We start from the raw sequence: 14,133 nt of genomic DNA on the forward strand, positions 1-14,133 counted from the left end.
GGACCCCCTTGCCGACGGCACCGGCTACCCGCGTTCCTCCAGGCGGACACCCCACGCCGGGTCGACGGCGGCCCGGGCGAGTTCGGCGTCGTACCGGCCGGCATCGAAGTGGAACGCCGGAGGTGCCACCTCCCGGTACGGAACCTCCCATCCGGACCACTCCACGATGTCCCCGAGCCGCTGCACGAACACCGACAGGAAGCCGCAACAGCCGCCGGTGCACTCGGGTTCGCCCAGAACGACGCGCCGGCCCTCGGCCGTGGCGTCCAAGGCGGTGTCCCGACCGGCGGCCGACGCCTCATGCAGGAAGGGTCCGCGGCCACCGACCCCCACGGCCGGCGCCACCACGTCCGCGCCGTCGACCCACAGCTGAAGTTGCGCCGCCCACCGAGGGCCGGGCGGCATCACCCTGATCTCGAACCGGTTGAACATCCGGCCACCCTACGAGGCCGAGGGCCCGGGTTCCTCGCGAGCCCCGGCGGAGACGTTCAAGCTGTTCCGGGATCCGCTGTTCGTGGACAAGGTCCGCGACGTGGTCGGCCTGTACCGCCAGATGGCTCCCTAACAACCTGCCAAGCACACAGCACGTCCTGCAGATCATTACGTTCGGCCGCTGAAAGCGGCTCACAGCTCAGAATCGCCTTGCAACGTGGGCAAGGCGGTGCTGCCTGTGAATCAGGTGCTCACTTCGTCGACGGTGTCCGCGATCAGGACGTGCAGGTGGGTGACGGCGCGTTCCAGGAGCCGTTCGAGCGGACCGCGCGGATTCACTCCTCGGCGTGAACAACCTGTCATGCAGGCCCCCCCGTGACTCACCGGACGCTCCACTGCGCCCCCCAGACGGACCACAGTCACGTTGCATTCAAGTGGCTGCGCAGGCTTGCCTAGGCCGGCAAGCCAGGCGCACCCGCGGTCCTGGAAATAGTGCTCTCTCTTCTGCCTGGAGGTTCCCCATGCGTACGACCCATTGCCTCACAGCCAAGATCGCCGCTGCCGCACTCGTGGCCGCGGGCAGCCTGATCACACTCCAGCCGAGCGCCTCGGCGGCGGTACCCGCGCACGCCGCTACGGTCGCGCACACCCAGTCCACCGCGGCCGTGACGGGCACCATCAGTATCGGCCTCTCGGCCGGTGGCACGATCACCATTCCCGGCGCCAGCCTCTCCGCCGACGCCACTCTCGACACCGGCATCCAAGTCTCGGCAGTCGCCACAATGACCAACGACACCGACGCCAGCCTGGTCTTCTCCAGCGCCGGCAGCGGCGGCAGCACCAACATCACCCTCACGCCCGGGGCCTCCGCCAACATCAGCACCTCGGCCAACGGGACCTTGACGGTCCGCGTCGCATAGGTCGTGTCCGGTGGGTCGCGTAACTCGCCTCGCGGTGGGTCGTTTCGGTCGACGTTGGGCGGGGCGATCTCTCTGATGACGAACGGGCTCGGCTGAGTCCGCATCTGTCGAGGAGTAAGGGTCGGGGTGGGCGGTGGCAGTGTCACCGCCCACCCTGTGATCAACGGGCTTCTGTTCCGGCAGCGGACCGGTCCACGATGGCGGGATCTGCGGTCCCGGTCGGGAAGTGCACGGGGTGCACGACCGCCGACACGTCCCCCGTTCGAAAGGGCCGGCCCGGGGCCGTTGTGCTTGCCGTGATCGTCGTCGCGCCGCCGGCTCTGGCTTCGAGCGGGCCGCACCAGCGAGATCTGCCTACGGCAGACCCTCCGAGGCGGCGTCTCCCGGCTCACGGAAGACGGGATAGCGGCGGAACCGGTCGTCAGCCGCCGCCGTCAGCCCCGTGCGCCAGCTCCGCAGCACCGCGGCGGACGGCGCGAACAACGGCTCCGGCACGGCCTCCGGCGGGAACCACTCCCACCGCACGATCTTGTCCGGCTCCCGCACCAGCGGTGTGCCGGCCGCCCGCGCAACGAGGGCGGCGCCCGTCACCCGCGTGAGCCCCCGCTCCCCGTCCACCAACACGGCCCCGATGCGTACTGCCGACGGCTCCACCAGAAGGCCCGTCTCCTCCGCCAACTCCCGCGCCGCAGCCTGCTCGAACCCCTCACCGGGGTCGACCTTCCCGCCGGGCAGCTCCCATCGCCCGTCGTGGCCGAGCCCGAGCAGCACCCTTGGTCCGCCCGCGTCCAGGACGACGACCCCGACCCCGGTGAGGCTGTTGGGGGTGGGGAACGCCCGCTCAGGACGTTCGGCGGTCCGGTGGTCGTCGTGCACGGCGTCTCCTGGTGTCGCGTCGCTCGGGCGATCGCGCCCGGCAGCCCTCCTCATCCTCGCACCCGAGTGAGCAGGTGGCGGAACGGGGCGCGGTGAGGCCGCTGCTCTCCGATCGCCTCCGGCGAAAGCGGCTGGAGAGGCGCGACGGCTCTGAAGCGACCCCTGGTGCGGGTGTCGTCAGCCGGTCCGGTTGTTACGGGTGTTCCCTGGGCATGGTTTTGGCAACAACCCTGAACAACAGGGGAGTTGACGCACGGCACACAGCAGTTGCAGCACGCGCACGCCCAGATCCCGATCGGTTCCAGGACGGAGACGCATGGTGAAGAGAACGAGAACGGTGCTGCGCAAGGCGGTCGCGGTGGCGAGCGCGGTGCTCGCCGTCCCGGGCATCGCACTGGCGGCGGCACCACCCGCCGCCGCGGTCGACTACTACTACGAACTGCCCTACCCGGCAGGCGAGTCGTACAGGGTGACCCAGGGCCCGGAAGGCACGTACTCACACACCGGCCCGTACAACGAGTACGCCTGGGACTTCGGACTCCCGGAGAACTACGAGGTGTCCGCCGCGCAGGCGGGCACCGTGCTGGTCTCGGACTGGTCGCCGTACTGGCAGAACGGCATCGAGGTGATCATCCGTCACTCGAACGGCCGCTGCACCCACTACGCCCACCTGAACCGGGCGATCTACAACACCGGTGACTGGGTGCCCCAGGGCCGCATCATCGGCTGGTCGGGGAACACAGGCGCCTCCACGGCGCCGCACCTGCACTTCCAGGTGATCGACTGCAACTCCCGCGTGGGCATCCCCGCCACGCTACAGGGCTGGACGCCGAACACCGGCTCCTGGCCGGTCAGCGTGAACAGCCGCGCCTGAGGCCGCCCTTCCTCCTGCTGACCCTCTTGGCTCTTCCGGCCTCGCCGCACGGCACGACCGGACCCGCCGCGCCACAGGTCCGCGGCGGGTCCGGTCGTGTGCGCGGCCGTCCGACGCGCGTCCGAACGAGGTTGCCCGGAAATGGACATCGCGACGACGCGAACCCGGCGCTCGGGTGATAATCCCGCCGTGGACAACGACCATGTGGTGCCCCTGCCGGGCAGCACGCACAAGCCCGGCGCGCTGCCGGCGTCCTGGCCCCAGTGGCAGGACGAGTATCCCGTCCTGGCGCCCGGTGGGCACCCGTACGTGCTCGCCGCGCTGCGGATGGCGGTCTCCGGCAACCGGCACCGGCAGCAGCAACGCCTGGTCGAGAACGACGATCTGCGGGCCAGGCTCGGGCCCCTGTTCAGCACCGTGCCGGTCAGTCACTCGCTGCTCCAGGAACCGCACGGCGGCCAGCACTGCCGCTTCAGTACCGACGGCCCCCGGCTCTGGCAGGACACCGACCCCGACCGCTGGCCGAACACCCTCTACCGGCAGCTCGAGCAACAGGACGGCCCACGGCGGGGGCTCGGCGAAGTGACAGTGACCCTGCGCCTCTTGACGAGGAACGGCCTCACCCTGGAGGTCTGCCGGACCATAAGCGAGTGCAACGTGCGGGCGGACGCCCGGCTCCTGCTGGTCCAGCTCCCTGAGCAGCTCGCCGACGACCGGTCCTGACCGCCCCGGACACCGCGACCAGGCCCGCGCCGCGCTCACATGATCCGCTGGCGCCGGCCCGCCCGGAATCCGTACGCAGGCCGGCAGCGCGGGCGGTACCGCGGGCGACCCGGGCGGCGGTGCCCACGTGCGCAACCGCTCCGCGGAGTGCGCCCCGCGTGGCCGTCACTCGTGTGCAACCACCGCGACCGGCGCCCTGCAGTGGTGCATCGCGGCATGGGCGACGTGGCCGATGTGCGGGACCAGGGGCGCGCGGCGGACGTGCCGGCCGACCACCACGAGGCCCGCGTCGGCGGCCTCGTCGACCAGTACTTGCGCACCGGCGCCCATCACGGGCCGTTCCACGACCGCCACCGACGGGTGCTCCTGCCGCCAGCTGCGCAGTGCCGCGCCGAGGGCCGTCGCGGCCTCGCGTCCGGCCTCGGCCCGGGCCTCGTCGGAGTGGGCGAACATTACGGGCAGCTTCCAGCCGTGCACGGCACGCAGGGTGCATCCGCGCCGGGCCGCCTCCTCGAAGGCGAAGGCGAGGACCGGACCGGCGGGCCGGTGGAGGTCCACCCCGACCACGACCTCCATGTCCGGGCCGTGCCCGTGTTCGCTGCCGTCGGCGCGTACGACGACGACCGGTGCCGTCGTGGCGGCGACGGTCGCCAGACCGACCGAGCCCATGAGAGCGCCCATCACGGTCCCCAGCCCCCGCGATCCGAGCACGAGCAGCTCCGCGTCGGCGGCCGCGACGGCGAGTGCGCCCGCGGGCCGCCCCGGCATCCGGCGCCCGGAGATCCGAAGCCCGGGGTGGGCGAGCCGCAGTTCGTCCACCGCGCCTTCCAGCAGCTCGTCCGCCCAGTCCCGATGGTCGTCACGCGTGACGGTCGGCATGGCCACGGCCACCGGCAGCGGCCACTCCTCCACGTGCACCAGAAGCAGGTCCGCACCGCGCATCACGGCCTCCCGGGCCGCCCAGTGCGCCGCCGCGAGACTCTCGGGCGAGTTGTCCAGACCGACGATCACTTGCCCGGTCATGGTGGCTCCCTCCTTGGGATCGCTGTCTGCGGCCACCTTCCAGCCTCCCGCGCCCGCGCGCTCGGCGGCGCGACGGCGGTGACCACCACAACCATGGGCCCCGGGCGCCCAGATCCGGTGCCCGACGCGCGACCGGTCGTCGCGGCGAGCGTGCGGGGTTACCTGCGGGCAAATCGTTTCGGTAGCGGGCCCGCCCGGCCCTACGATCACGAGATGACGGCTCCCGTGCATCCCGCCAAGCCCCGCCCCGGAGATCCGGTCGCGGTGCTGTCCCCTTCCTCCGGTCTGCCTGGACACCTTCCCCTGCCCTACGAGTTGGGCTTGCGCAGACTCCAGGAGGACTTCGGGCTGAAGGCGGTGGAATACCCGACGACCCGGAAGATGGGCGCGACGCCCGAGGAGCGAGCCGCCGACATCCACGCGGCCTTCGCGGACCCCGACATCAAGGCGGTCATCGCGAGCATCGGCGGCGACGACCAGATCACCGTCCTCCCTCACCTCGACGGAGACCTTCTCCGCGCCAACCCGAAGCCCTTCTTCGGCTACAGCGACAACACCAACCTCCTGCTGTTCCTGCGGGACCTGGGCGTCGTCGGTTACCACGGCGGTTCGGTGATGGTCGAGCTCGGACGGCCCGGCGCGATGCACCCGCTGACGGCGGACTCGCTCCGGGCGGCGCTGTTCACGTCGGGCGAGTACGAGCTCACTCCCTCGAGCACGTACGGCGACGTCGACAGGCCCTGGGACGACCCGCGCACCTTCGAGACCGAACCGGAGGCGGAGCCCTCCGAAGGCTGGTTCTGGCACAACGGCGACCGGGTGGTCGAGGGAGCCGGCTGGGGCGGCAATCTGGAGATCCTGTCCTGGCTGCTGATGGCCGACCGCGTCGTGCGACCGGTCGACTCCTACGCCGGCAGCGTGCTCTTTCTGGAGACCTCGGAGGAGATGCCGCCCGCCCAGGACGTCTTCTGGATCCTCAGGAGCATGGGCGAAAGCGGGCTGCTGCGGCAGTTCCCCGCGCTGCTGATGGGCAGGGCGAAGAGCTGGTCGTTCGAGCACCCGCTCGACCCGCAGGCCCGGGCGCGCTTCCGCCGGCAGCAACGCGAGGCCGTCCTGCGGGCTCTCGACCGGTACGCCCCCGACACCATGGCGGTGTTCGACGTCGACCTCGGCCACACCGACCCGCAAGTCGTCATCCCCGTCGGAGGACGGATCCGGGTCGACGGCCCGGCGCGCCGCATCCACGTCGCCTACTGAGCCGCCGATGGCGGCCCACGGCCGGTGACCGCGCGGCCGGGGACCCTCGGTCACGGACGCTCGGCCGCGGAGCCTCGGTGGGTGAGGGGAACGTCTTCCCGGCCGTGCACGACCGGCCACCGTCCCGCGCGCCGTGGAGCCTGCCGTTGTGGGGTTCAGCCGCCGTCCGTGGCGCAGGCCGGGTGGCCCCAGCCGTCGGGGTTCTTCGCGATCGTCTCCCCCTTGGCGTAGGACCGGCCGCAGCGGCACCGGCCGGGGAACTTCGCCGCGACCGAACCACGGGAGGACCCCGCGGCCGGGGAGCGCCGTTCCGCGGGCCGCCGGTTGCGTCCCGCCGTCGCGGGCCGTGACACCGGCTCGGGCGGCGGCAGGACGGAGCCGGCGGCCGAGCCGGCCGGCTGCTGGGAGCGGGCCGTGTGACTCGCGGCGGCGTCTGCGGCCGCGTTCAGCGCGTCCCCGTCGACCTGATGCGCCGGGGTGTACACGAAGGTGACGTCCCGGCCGGTCAGCAGCGTGTCTATCGCGACGACCAGGTCCCGGTTGGCCACCGGCGTTCCGGCGGCCGTCTTCCAGCCTTTGCGGCGCCAGCCCGGCAGCCAGGTCGTGACCGCCTTCATCGCGTACTGGGAGTCCATGCGCACTTCGAGCGGAACGACCGGGTCGGTCGCCTGGAGCAGCTCGCGCAGCGCGGTCAGCTCTGCCACGTTGTTCGTGGCCCTCCCCAGCGGGCCCGCCTCCCAGGACGCCACCTGGCCGTCCGTGCCGGCAACGACCCATGCCCAGGCCGCCGGCCCGGGATTACCCTTCGACGCCCCGTCACACGCGGCGATGATCCGTTCCACCATGCACCCGATGCTGCCACGCCCCGCACACAGGGCCCCCACGGCCCGGGCATCCACGGACGGGGCGGCTCCGTGAAGCCAGCCGTGCCGGGTCGTCACGGAGGGGGCGGCGTCCAACGGCACGCCGCCCCGGCCGGGCGAACGGCCCCGCGTGCGGCGCTGAAATGCTTTCACGTCCTCCGCCGCACAATTGCCGTTTCTTCACAGACCTGAACAGCCCGTGAATTGTCTCAGAGACGCCGCAACCGTGACGCGACACCGTGCCCGATCAGCAGATAAATCACCGCGGGCAGCCCGTAATTGAGGAGAACGCGGAGGCCTTCCGTGTCCATCGTGAAAATATCCTGTGACCACCACGCCAGCAGGTCCGCCATGCCATGCACGAACTCGACAAAGACGTTGGACCTGTTCGCCTCGAGCAGGTGAAGCAGGACCCACAGGCCGAGGAACGCCGCGGCGATGTCGGCGATCGTGTGGGTGATGAGGGCCGCCCGACGTGTGCCGGACCCGTCCCCACCGCGTACAGAACGGTGACCGCTGCCCTGGACGGGGTCGTACTGCCGGTGGTCCGGCAGGGGTTCGGTATTGCTCACTGGATTCCCAATCTGGCGCATAGACAGCTTCGACGGCACGGAAACGCGGTCGGCGCACAGAGGAAATACCACAGCGCGGAAATCCCGGCCTTGACCGCATGAAGGTCGCTTTTTCGCGCCCCTGCCGGAACTGCGCCACGCACGGACGAAGCGTTACACGGAGAGCGATTCAGGTCCGTTTTCACCGACTACGCCGATTCCTGTCGCTCGGATACCGATCGGTCCGGATCGTCGCCCGCGCAATACGGCAGCAGGAGGCGTCCGGACGGTGGGACCGCGGTGGAATCTTCGCCGCCGCTGGCGGGCGAGCGGCGACGGACCGCTCACGCAGGCCGCTCACCCCGAGCGACCGAAAGGCTAACGGTAATCATTTTCATGTAGCCTGGTCAGGTTCCTTCACCGACATGGAGTCCTCATGGCTGTCCCGAAGCGGAAGATGTCCCGCAGCAACACTCGTCACCGTCGCGCGCAGTGGAAGGCGAGTACGCCGCAACTGGTGCCGATCACGGTGGACGGTGCGTCCTACCTCGTGCCTCAGCGGCTGGCCAAGGCGTACGAGCGTGGCCTGCTGCGGCCCGAGGGCTGACGCGGCCGTGGACGACGCCCGCCGGCACGAGCACCACGCCCGGGCGCCGGCAGGCGCGTGAGGCTCCGGGCCGGGCGGTGGTCGCAGCCACGGCACCGTCCGGCCCGGTACCGCGCCGCCGCCCCTACGCGAACCGGGCCGGAGCGGTCCGGCGGGCGGCCGCAGCGGTCCGGTGCCTAGAAGTTGCCGTAGTTGACCTGCCACGTGGGCAGGCCCATGCGGCGCCAGACGGCGACGACACGGTCGCGATCGTCGAGGGAGACGCGCACCGCGAAGCGGTGGCGGACATGACGGTCGAAGAGCTCCGCCTTCACGACGTCGTCACGCCGGCCGTCACCGGCCGCGCGCATCCACAGCTCGTCGTAGGGGACCTCGTGGCGGCGCAGCCACGACTCCGTCCGCTCCCGGTGTTCCTCACCGCGGCCGGAGAGCAGGACGATCACGTCGCCGTCCGCGCGCCGGAACGACCACAGCGCGCCGCGCACCGAAACGTTGAGCAGGTCCTCCTCGCAGCGGGTGAAGTCGTAGGGGCTGCGGTCGCCCCTGATGGCGAGTGTGCCGTCGATGTCGCACATCACCGCTGCGGGCAGCGCCGGGTCGGCGACATACGGCTCGACCGCGGTCTCGTCGTTCAGCCAGTCCTCGGTGAGGCGCCACCCGCCCCTCCTGGCCTTGGCGTGCTTGTCGGCGAGAATCCGGATGATCTCCTCGCCGACCCGCCGGTCCCGTTCGGCGTCCCGCCGTATGCATTCGTCGACCGGTACGCCGGTGAAGTCGTGCACCCTGAACTCGGCCTGACCGGCCACCGCGGCCTTCAGACGCTTCGGGATGTGCGGTGTCAGATGTGTGTTGTCCACGACGACGTCGAACCCGCCGTCGACGGCCGCCCGCACCGCCGCGTCCTGGATCGCCAGCACGGTCTGCTCGTGCGCGTGCGAACGGCCGGCCCCGGGCGCCGGGATGTCGAGCATGACCCGCAGGTCGTCCAGATTCACCCGCCTGATCCGGCCCTCCGACTCCGCCTGCAACGTGCGCGCCGCGGTGGTCTTTCCCGAGGCCGGGAGCCCCGTCATCACGTGTACCACGGGCACGGTCAGTTCTCCTCGTCGGTGTGGAACGGGTCCGCCGGCACAGGCCGGACGGATCGGTAGGTCAGGAGTTCGGTCGGGCGCCCGTCCAGACGCAGGAACATGGCGGAACGAACGGCGGTGTCGGGCAGCGACTTGACGGCGCGGGCGAACGCGCCCCGGTCGGCGGCGAGCGGGACCAGGGACCGGTACGCCTCGTCGATCGCGCGCTCGCGGTCGGCCACGTCCTTCTCGATCCGGGCGATCACCTCGCGCACCCACGCGTCGAACTCGTCGGGCACCTGCTCCAGCAGCAAGTCGAGCGGCTTCCCGTCGGACGCCGCGAGGTCCGCAGGGTCACAACCCAGCGTCTGCGCCACCTGCTTGGCGGGCAGGCCGGCGAACCGCTGGATTCCGTGGCTGCGCCAGATGTCCCGCTCGGTGACGCCGGTGAGCACCTTGTGGAGCCGTACATACTCGGACAACTTCGCCTTCGCCCGTACGCCGGAGGCGAAGCGCAGCACGAAGCCCTCAGCGTCGGTGCCCGTGGCGGTCCGGCCGCCGGGGAGCTGATTGGTCTCGGCCAGGGCGAGCAGTTCGGCCAGCGGCACGGCGGGCCAGACGGTGACGACCGAGCCGATGCCCTGCCAGCCGGCCGCGGCCTCGCTCAGGGCGATCTCCGTGCCGTCCGCGGCGAACGCGGCGAGGAGCACCAGGTCCCGGCGGTCGCCGTAATCGACGACTATCCGGTTCTGCGGGTAGATGATCTCGGCGAGGTAGGTCACTCCGGGTATCAGCGCGGAGGTGTCACTGCCGTCCAGCAGGCGCTGCGCCCACACCGCCTGGGCGCTGATGAAGGAGCCCTTGGACGCCACGCGCCACCGACCGGCGTAGTGGAAGACCACCGCGAGGCTGCCGTCGACCTTGTCGTAGACCTCGAACGGCTCGTCCGGGAGGGCGGGCGCGTACGGCTGACCCGCCTCGTGCTCGCCGACGTTGAAGAACTTCGGCAGCGGAAGGGCGACGATCTCGCCGGTGGCGTCGTCGGCGACCAGGCCGCGGCAGCGCATGGTGACCCGGTTCCACACGCGCTCGTACTGACACGTCCTCGTGTACGTGTAGAGGGAGAGCGGCAGTTCGGGGTGGCGCTTTCGGGTGACGTGGCCGGCCTCGAGTGCTGCCGCCAACTCGTCGGGCGGCAGCAGCTCCTGGAGGGTCGCGTACGCCTGGCTCATGGGGTCCTCCCGTTCGTGGACCGTGATTGTCACGCGCGGGAGACCGTGTTGCGTACCGATTTACCTGCGAGGACGGCTGCCGGCGCGGCCAGGTCCTCGTACCGCCGCGCCCCGCCGGGCCGTTCAGCGGGGCCCGGAGAGCAGCCCGTCGAGTTCGGGGAAGGCGATGCCGTCGGCGAGGGAGTCGTAGCCGCCGGTGTCGAGGAGTTCCTGCGCGGCGCGACGGGCGGCGGCGTACGCGGCCTGCGCCACGCCCGAGCCGAGGCTGACGCGGGCCACGCCGAGGGCGCCGAACTCGGCCACCTTCGGTGCGCCCGGGCCGGCCATGACGTTCAGCGGTACCGAGATGTCTCGGGCCAGCGCCGCGATCGTGGTGGTGTCGGTGACTCCGGGGACGAAGATGCCGTCCGCGCCGGCGTCGACGTACCTGCGTGCCCGGTCCAGGGTTTCCGCGAGCCGGGTGTCCGGGTCGCCGAGGCCGAAGAGGTAGGTGTCGATGCGGGCGTTGAGGAAGAGGTCCGCGCCGGCCCGGTCGGCGGCCTGCCGGGCGGCGGCCAGCCGTGCCGCGAGTTCGCCCGGGGGCCGAGTGCCGTCCTCGATGTTGACGCCGACGGCGCCCGCCGCGAGCACGCCGGTGACGGTCTCCGCGACATCGGCCGCGTCCTGCCCGTACCCGCCCTCGATGTCGGCGGTGACCGGGACCGCGACGGCGGCGGAGATCCGGGAGATCAGTTCCAGTGCGCGCTCGCGGGTGAGGGCGTCACCGTCCGGCGAGCCCAGCGACCAGGCGACGCCGGCGCTGGTGGTGGCGATCGCGGGGGCGCCCGCCGCCTCGATGACGCGGGCGCTCGCGACGTCCCATGCGTTGGCCAGCGCCAGGGGTCGCGAGGAGGTGTGCAGGGAGCGGAAGCGGCGGGCCTGGTCCGGCCGGGTGGTGAACATGCGGGCAGTCAAACACCGCCCGATCGCCGCTGTCCGGCAGGAATCCGACATCGACGTCGGAACTCGTCTTCTGCTCGCGTGTGACGGAACGTCATGCGCCCGGCAGGGCCTGCTCCGCCCAGATCGTCTTGCCCGTGGGGCCGTACCGGGTGCCCCAGCACTCGGTGAGGCTCGCGACGAGCAGCAGTCCCCGGCCGCCCTCGTCGAAGGTGCGGGCGCGGCGCAGGTGGGGGGCGGTGCTGCTGCCGTCGGACACCTCGCAGATGAGGGCGGTGTCGCGGATGAGGCGCAGCCGGATGGGGGCGCCGCCGTAGCGGATGGCGTTGGTGACCAACTCGCTGACGATCACTTCCGTGGCGAACACGGCGTCGTCCAGGCCCCATTGCTCCAGCTGTGCGGCGACGTGCTTGCGCGCCCTCGAGACGATGGACGGGTCGGCGGGCAGGTCCCAGGACACATGGTGATCCGCGTCGAGGCGGCCCGCGCGGGCGAGAAGGAGCGCGATGTCGTCGCCGGGCCGCTCGGGCAGCAGGGCCGCCATCACGGCGTCGCAGGTGTCCTCAAGCGATCCGGCGGGACGGGTGAGCGTCTCGCGCAGCACGGCGAGCGCGGCGTCGATGTCCCGTCCCGGTGTCTCTATCAGGCCGTCGGTGTAGAGCGCGAGGATGCTGCCCTCCGGCAGGTCGAACTCCGCCGCCTCGAACGGCAGTCCGCCCACCCCGAGCGGCGGGCCGCCGGGCAGCGGGACGTGGGCGGCGCTGCCGTCGCGACGGACGAGCACCGGTTCCGGGTGACCCGCCCGGGCCATGGCGCACCGCCCGGAGACGGGGTCGTACACGGCGTACAAGCAGGTCGCGCCGGCGACGGAGGAGCCGCCCGCGGGGTCGACCGACTCCTCCCGGTCCAGTTTCAGCACGAGGTCGTCCAGCTGGGTGAGCAGTTCGTCGGGTGCGAGGTCCACGTCGGCGAGCGTGCGCACGGCGGTACGCAGCCGGCCCATGGTCGCCGATGCCTGGACGCCGTGCCCGACGACGTCGCCGACGACGAGGGCGACCCGGGCGCCCGACAGGGCGATGACGTCGAACCAGTCACCGCCGATCCCGGCGCCCGCCGTGTTGGGCACATAGCGGGAGGCGACCTCGACGGCCTGCTGCCGGGCCGTGCGCCGGGGCAACAGGCTGCGTTGCAGCGCGAGTGCGGTGGCGTGTTCACGGGTGTAGCGGCGGGCGTTGTCCACGGCCACCGCGGCCCGCGCGGCGAGTTCCCCGGCGAGCAGCAGGTCGTCGTCGTCGAAGGGTTCGGGCGTGCGATGGCGGGAGAACACAGCGATCCCCAGGGTGATGCGGCGGGCGGTGAGCGGAGCGATCACCAAGGAGTGGATGCCGTATGCGCGGATGCTGCGCACGCGGTCGGGGTCGGCCGCCTCCCACAGTCCCAGTGCCTCCTCGTCGACGGTGAACCGCACGGCCTCGCCTTGGACGAGCACACGCCCCATCGCCGACTCCCGCGCGAAGGTGTGCCGCGCGCCGACGGGCAGCACGGACTCGGGGCAGCCCTCCAGGACCGAGTGCTGAGCGGCCCGGTGGAACACGATGGTGGCTTCCGGCTCCGGGGCGCCGGGTTCGTCGCCCGCGAGTACGGGGGCGAGCAGGTCCACGGTGACGAAGTCGGCGAAGGTCCCCGTGGCCATCTCGGCCAGTTCTTCGGCGGTACGGCCCACGTCCAGCGTGCTCCCGATGCGCAGGCTGGCCTCGTTGAGGACGGTCATGCGTGAGCGGGCGCGGTACTGCTCGGTGGTGTCGAGGGTCACCACGGAGCAGCCGTGCACATGCCCGGAGCCGTCCTTGACCGGGGAGATGACCGCCGTCCACACGCCCTCACGGCCGATCTCGGGGCGGATGAGGGTTTCGTAACTGCGCCCCTCGCCGGTGGCCATCACCTCTTCGACCGCGGCTTCGAGGCCCTCCGCGCCCTTGATCACCACACCCGGTTCCACTTCACCCGGCCGCAGACCGACGAGCTGCTCCAGGGGTATGGCCACCGACTCCAGGGTGGCTTCATTGGCGGACACGAGCCGGGCCCGCCGGTCGAAGAACACCACGGGGACGGGCAGCTGCTCGAGGATCCACCACGGCAGGCCGACGGGACCGTCCCCGCCGGGGTCCGGCCGGCCGCTCACGTCTTCGTCCATGGGGACCTTCACTCGCCCTTCGCCGTACGACCGCCCCGCGGAGCCGGCGCGGGCTCTCCTCCAGCATGCTCCCGCGCTCAACCCCTCGCCATGGCAGTGCGGCGGCCCGGCCCGCCCGACGGATACGCCCGGCCCCGTGCGATCAGCGCACGCCGGCCGGGCCGTCCGTCGCTGTCCCGGCCCGGCTTCACAGAACACCTTCGGCGTCCCGCGGAGCGCCTCGCCCCGGCCGACACCGGTGAGGACCAGGTCAGGCGGCTGACCCGTCCGCAGGCGAGGAAGGTCGCGGTCGCCGAGGCCCGCCGACGGCAACAGGCCCGGCCCCGGAGCGGCCTCGGATGCGTCCCTTCGTCGGCTCGGCAGGCCTCCGCGTCGAATACCGTGGACCGGCCGTCCTCTCCGGCCGCGCGAGTCCGGGCGTACACCTTGTCAGGGCGAACCCGTCGAATCCGGGTGCAAGGCGCTGCGGCCCGGCGGACCCGCGAGCGTCATATCCGCCCGTCGGGGCATGTGGCATGGGAGAGACGGCAGCGACGGACGGCAGAACGGGCCCTTCGGCCAGGGGAGGCAAT

The 14,133-nt window shown here is 71.8% G+C and carries 15 protein-coding genes and 1 pseudogene; 7 read left to right on the forward strand and 9 right to left on the reverse strand.

Annotated features, from left to right (window positions below; genetic code table 11):
• Positions 1 to 24: 24 nt before the first annotated feature.
• Positions 25 to 432, reverse strand: a complete 408-nt coding sequence (locus ACIPJI_RS23790; RefSeq protein WP_356623910.1) for a hypothetical protein — start codon at positions 430 to 432, stop codon at positions 25 to 27.
• On the opposite strand from ACIPJI_RS23790, the gene ACIPJI_RS23795 reads away from it, so the two are divergent.
• The 3 genes and pseudogenes from ACIPJI_RS23795 to ACIPJI_RS23805 all read left to right on the forward strand — a co-directional run.
• Positions 425 to 565 (forward strand): hypothetical protein, encoded by a 141-nt coding sequence (locus tag ACIPJI_RS23795; protein WP_356623909.1) that lies wholly within the window; start codon positions 425 to 427, stop codon positions 563 to 565. The genes ACIPJI_RS23790 and ACIPJI_RS23795 overlap by 8 nt on opposite strands.
• Positions 566 to 953: 388 nt before the next feature.
• Positions 954 to 1,352: a hypothetical protein gene (locus ACIPJI_RS23800; protein ID WP_402248624.1), complete on the forward strand. Its 399-nt coding sequence runs from the start codon at positions 954 to 956 to the stop codon at positions 1,350 to 1,352.
• 92 nt (positions 1,353 to 1,444) lie between these two features.
• A pseudogene (locus tag ACIPJI_RS23805) lies at positions 1,445 to 1,586 on the forward strand (IS5/IS1182 family transposase); the annotation flags it as partial.
• Between the two features lie 120 nt (positions 1,587 to 1,706).
• Here the strand turns inward: ACIPJI_RS23805 and ACIPJI_RS23810 are convergent.
• Entirely contained in the window at positions 1,707 to 2,228 is a 522-nt protein-coding gene (locus ACIPJI_RS23810) for an NUDIX hydrolase (protein WP_307709930.1), read from the reverse strand.
• Positions 2,229 to 2,544: 316 nt separating this feature from the next.
• Here ACIPJI_RS23810 and ACIPJI_RS23815 point away from each other — a divergent pair, with 316 nt between their 5' ends.
• Together ACIPJI_RS23815 and ACIPJI_RS23820 are read left to right on the forward strand one after the other, a co-directional pair.
• Positions 2,545 to 3,102 (forward strand): M23 family metallopeptidase, encoded by a 558-nt coding sequence (locus ACIPJI_RS23815; RefSeq protein ID WP_402248626.1) that lies wholly within the window; start codon positions 2,545 to 2,547, stop codon positions 3,100 to 3,102.
• Between the two features lie 189 nt (positions 3,103 to 3,291).
• The gene (locus tag ACIPJI_RS23820; protein ID WP_356623906.1) at positions 3,292 to 3,825 is read left to right on the forward strand and encodes a hypothetical protein; all 534 of its coding nucleotides are present in this window, start codon (positions 3,292 to 3,294) and stop codon (positions 3,823 to 3,825) included.
• 165 nt (positions 3,826 to 3,990) lie between these two features.
• Here the strand turns inward: ACIPJI_RS23820 and ACIPJI_RS23825 are convergent, their stop codons facing one another.
• Positions 3,991 to 4,848 (reverse strand): universal stress protein, encoded by an 858-nt coding sequence (locus ACIPJI_RS23825; protein WP_402248628.1) that lies wholly within the window; start codon positions 4,846 to 4,848, stop codon positions 3,991 to 3,993.
• 213 nt (positions 4,849 to 5,061) lie between these two features.
• Here ACIPJI_RS23825 and ACIPJI_RS23830 point away from each other — a divergent pair, with 213 nt between their 5' ends.
• The gene (locus tag ACIPJI_RS23830; RefSeq protein ID WP_402248630.1) at positions 5,062 to 6,105 is read left to right on the forward strand and encodes a S66 peptidase family protein; all 1,044 of its coding nucleotides are present in this window, start codon (positions 5,062 to 5,064) and stop codon (positions 6,103 to 6,105) included.
• A 155-nt stretch (positions 6,106 to 6,260) separates the two neighbouring features.
• Here the strand turns inward: ACIPJI_RS23830 and ACIPJI_RS23835 are convergent, their stop codons facing one another.
• Together ACIPJI_RS23835 and ACIPJI_RS23840 are read right to left on the reverse strand one after the other, a co-directional pair.
• A complete protein-coding gene (locus tag ACIPJI_RS23835) occupies positions 6,261 to 6,950 on the reverse strand; it encodes a ribonuclease H (RefSeq protein ID WP_356623903.1) in 690 nt (229 codons plus the stop codon).
• A 227-nt stretch (positions 6,951 to 7,177) separates the two neighbouring features.
• Positions 7,178 to 7,561 (reverse strand): hypothetical protein, encoded by a 384-nt coding sequence (locus ACIPJI_RS23840; RefSeq protein ID WP_402248766.1) that lies wholly within the window; start codon positions 7,559 to 7,561, stop codon positions 7,178 to 7,180.
• Between the two features lie 394 nt (positions 7,562 to 7,955).
• On the opposite strand from ACIPJI_RS23840, the gene rpmF reads away from it, so the two are divergent.
• Positions 7,956 to 8,126 (forward strand): 50S ribosomal protein L32, encoded by a 171-nt coding sequence (rpmF, locus tag ACIPJI_RS23845; RefSeq protein WP_402248633.1) that lies wholly within the window; start codon positions 7,956 to 7,958, stop codon positions 8,124 to 8,126.
• Positions 8,127 to 8,302: 176 nt separating this feature from the next.
• Here the strand turns inward: rpmF and ACIPJI_RS23850 are convergent, their stop codons facing one another.
• The 4 genes from ACIPJI_RS23850 to ACIPJI_RS23865 all read right to left on the reverse strand — a co-directional run bounded on the left by ACIPJI_RS23850 (position 8,303) and on the right by ACIPJI_RS23865 (position 13,561).
• Complete coding sequence (locus tag ACIPJI_RS23850) at positions 8,303 to 9,217, reverse strand: AAA family ATPase (RefSeq protein ID WP_402248635.1); 915 nt, start codon at positions 9,215 to 9,217, stop codon at positions 8,303 to 8,305.
• Between the two features lie 2 nt (positions 9,218 to 9,219).
• A complete protein-coding gene (locus ACIPJI_RS23855) occupies positions 9,220 to 10,461 on the reverse strand; it encodes an RNA ligase (RefSeq protein ID WP_402248637.1) in 1,242 nt (413 codons plus the stop codon).
• 90 nt (positions 10,462 to 10,551) lie between these two features.
• The gene (locus ACIPJI_RS23860; RefSeq protein WP_402248639.1) at positions 10,552 to 11,370 is read right to left on the reverse strand and encodes an isocitrate lyase/phosphoenolpyruvate mutase family protein; all 819 of its coding nucleotides are present in this window, start codon (positions 11,368 to 11,370) and stop codon (positions 10,552 to 10,554) included.
• Positions 11,371 to 11,461: 91 nt separating this feature from the next.
• On the reverse strand, positions 11,462 to 13,561 hold the full coding sequence (locus ACIPJI_RS23865; protein WP_402248641.1) for a SpoIIE family protein phosphatase: 2,100 nt from the start codon (positions 13,559 to 13,561) through the stop codon (positions 11,462 to 11,464).
• Between the last annotated feature and the right edge of the window lie 572 nt (positions 13,562 to 14,133).

Source organism: Streptomyces sp. NPDC086835 (genome assembly GCF_044745705.1).
Classification (GTDB): domain Bacteria; phylum Actinomycetota; class Actinomycetes; order Streptomycetales; family Streptomycetaceae; genus Streptomyces.

Coding starts and splice junctions, on each gene's coding strand:
- ACIPJI_RS23800 (WP_402248624.1), top strand. CDS start 954: ATGCGTACGACCCATTGCCTCACAGCCAAGATCGCCGCTGCCGCACTC.
- rpmF (WP_402248633.1), top strand. CDS start 7,956: ATGGCTGTCCCGAAGCGGAAGATGTCCCGCAGCAACACTCGTCACCGT.
- ACIPJI_RS23815 (WP_402248626.1), top strand. CDS start 2,545: ATGGTGAAGAGAACGAGAACGGTGCTGCGCAAGGCGGTCGCGGTGGCG.
- ACIPJI_RS23840 (WP_402248766.1), bottom strand. CDS start 7,561: ATGCGCCAGATTGGGAATCCAGTGAGCAATACCGAACCCCTGCCGGAC.
- ACIPJI_RS23860 (WP_402248639.1), bottom strand. CDS start 11,370: ATGTTCACCACCCGGCCGGACCAGGCCCGCCGCTTCCGCTCCCTGCAC.
- ACIPJI_RS23835 (WP_356623903.1), bottom strand. CDS start 6,950: ATGGTGGAACGGATCATCGCCGCGTGTGACGGGGCGTCGAAGGGTAAT.
- ACIPJI_RS23825 (WP_402248628.1), bottom strand. CDS start 4,848: ATGACCGGGCAAGTGATCGTCGGTCTGGACAACTCGCCCGAGAGTCTC.
- ACIPJI_RS23865 (WP_402248641.1), bottom strand. CDS start 13,561: ATGGACGAAGACGTGAGCGGCCGGCCGGACCCCGGCGGGGACGGTCCC.
- ACIPJI_RS23790 (WP_356623910.1), bottom strand. CDS start 432: ATGTTCAACCGGTTCGAGATCAGGGTGATGCCGCCCGGCCCTCGGTGG.
- ACIPJI_RS23830 (WP_402248630.1), top strand. CDS start 5,062: ATGACGGCTCCCGTGCATCCCGCCAAGCCCCGCCCCGGAGATCCGGTC.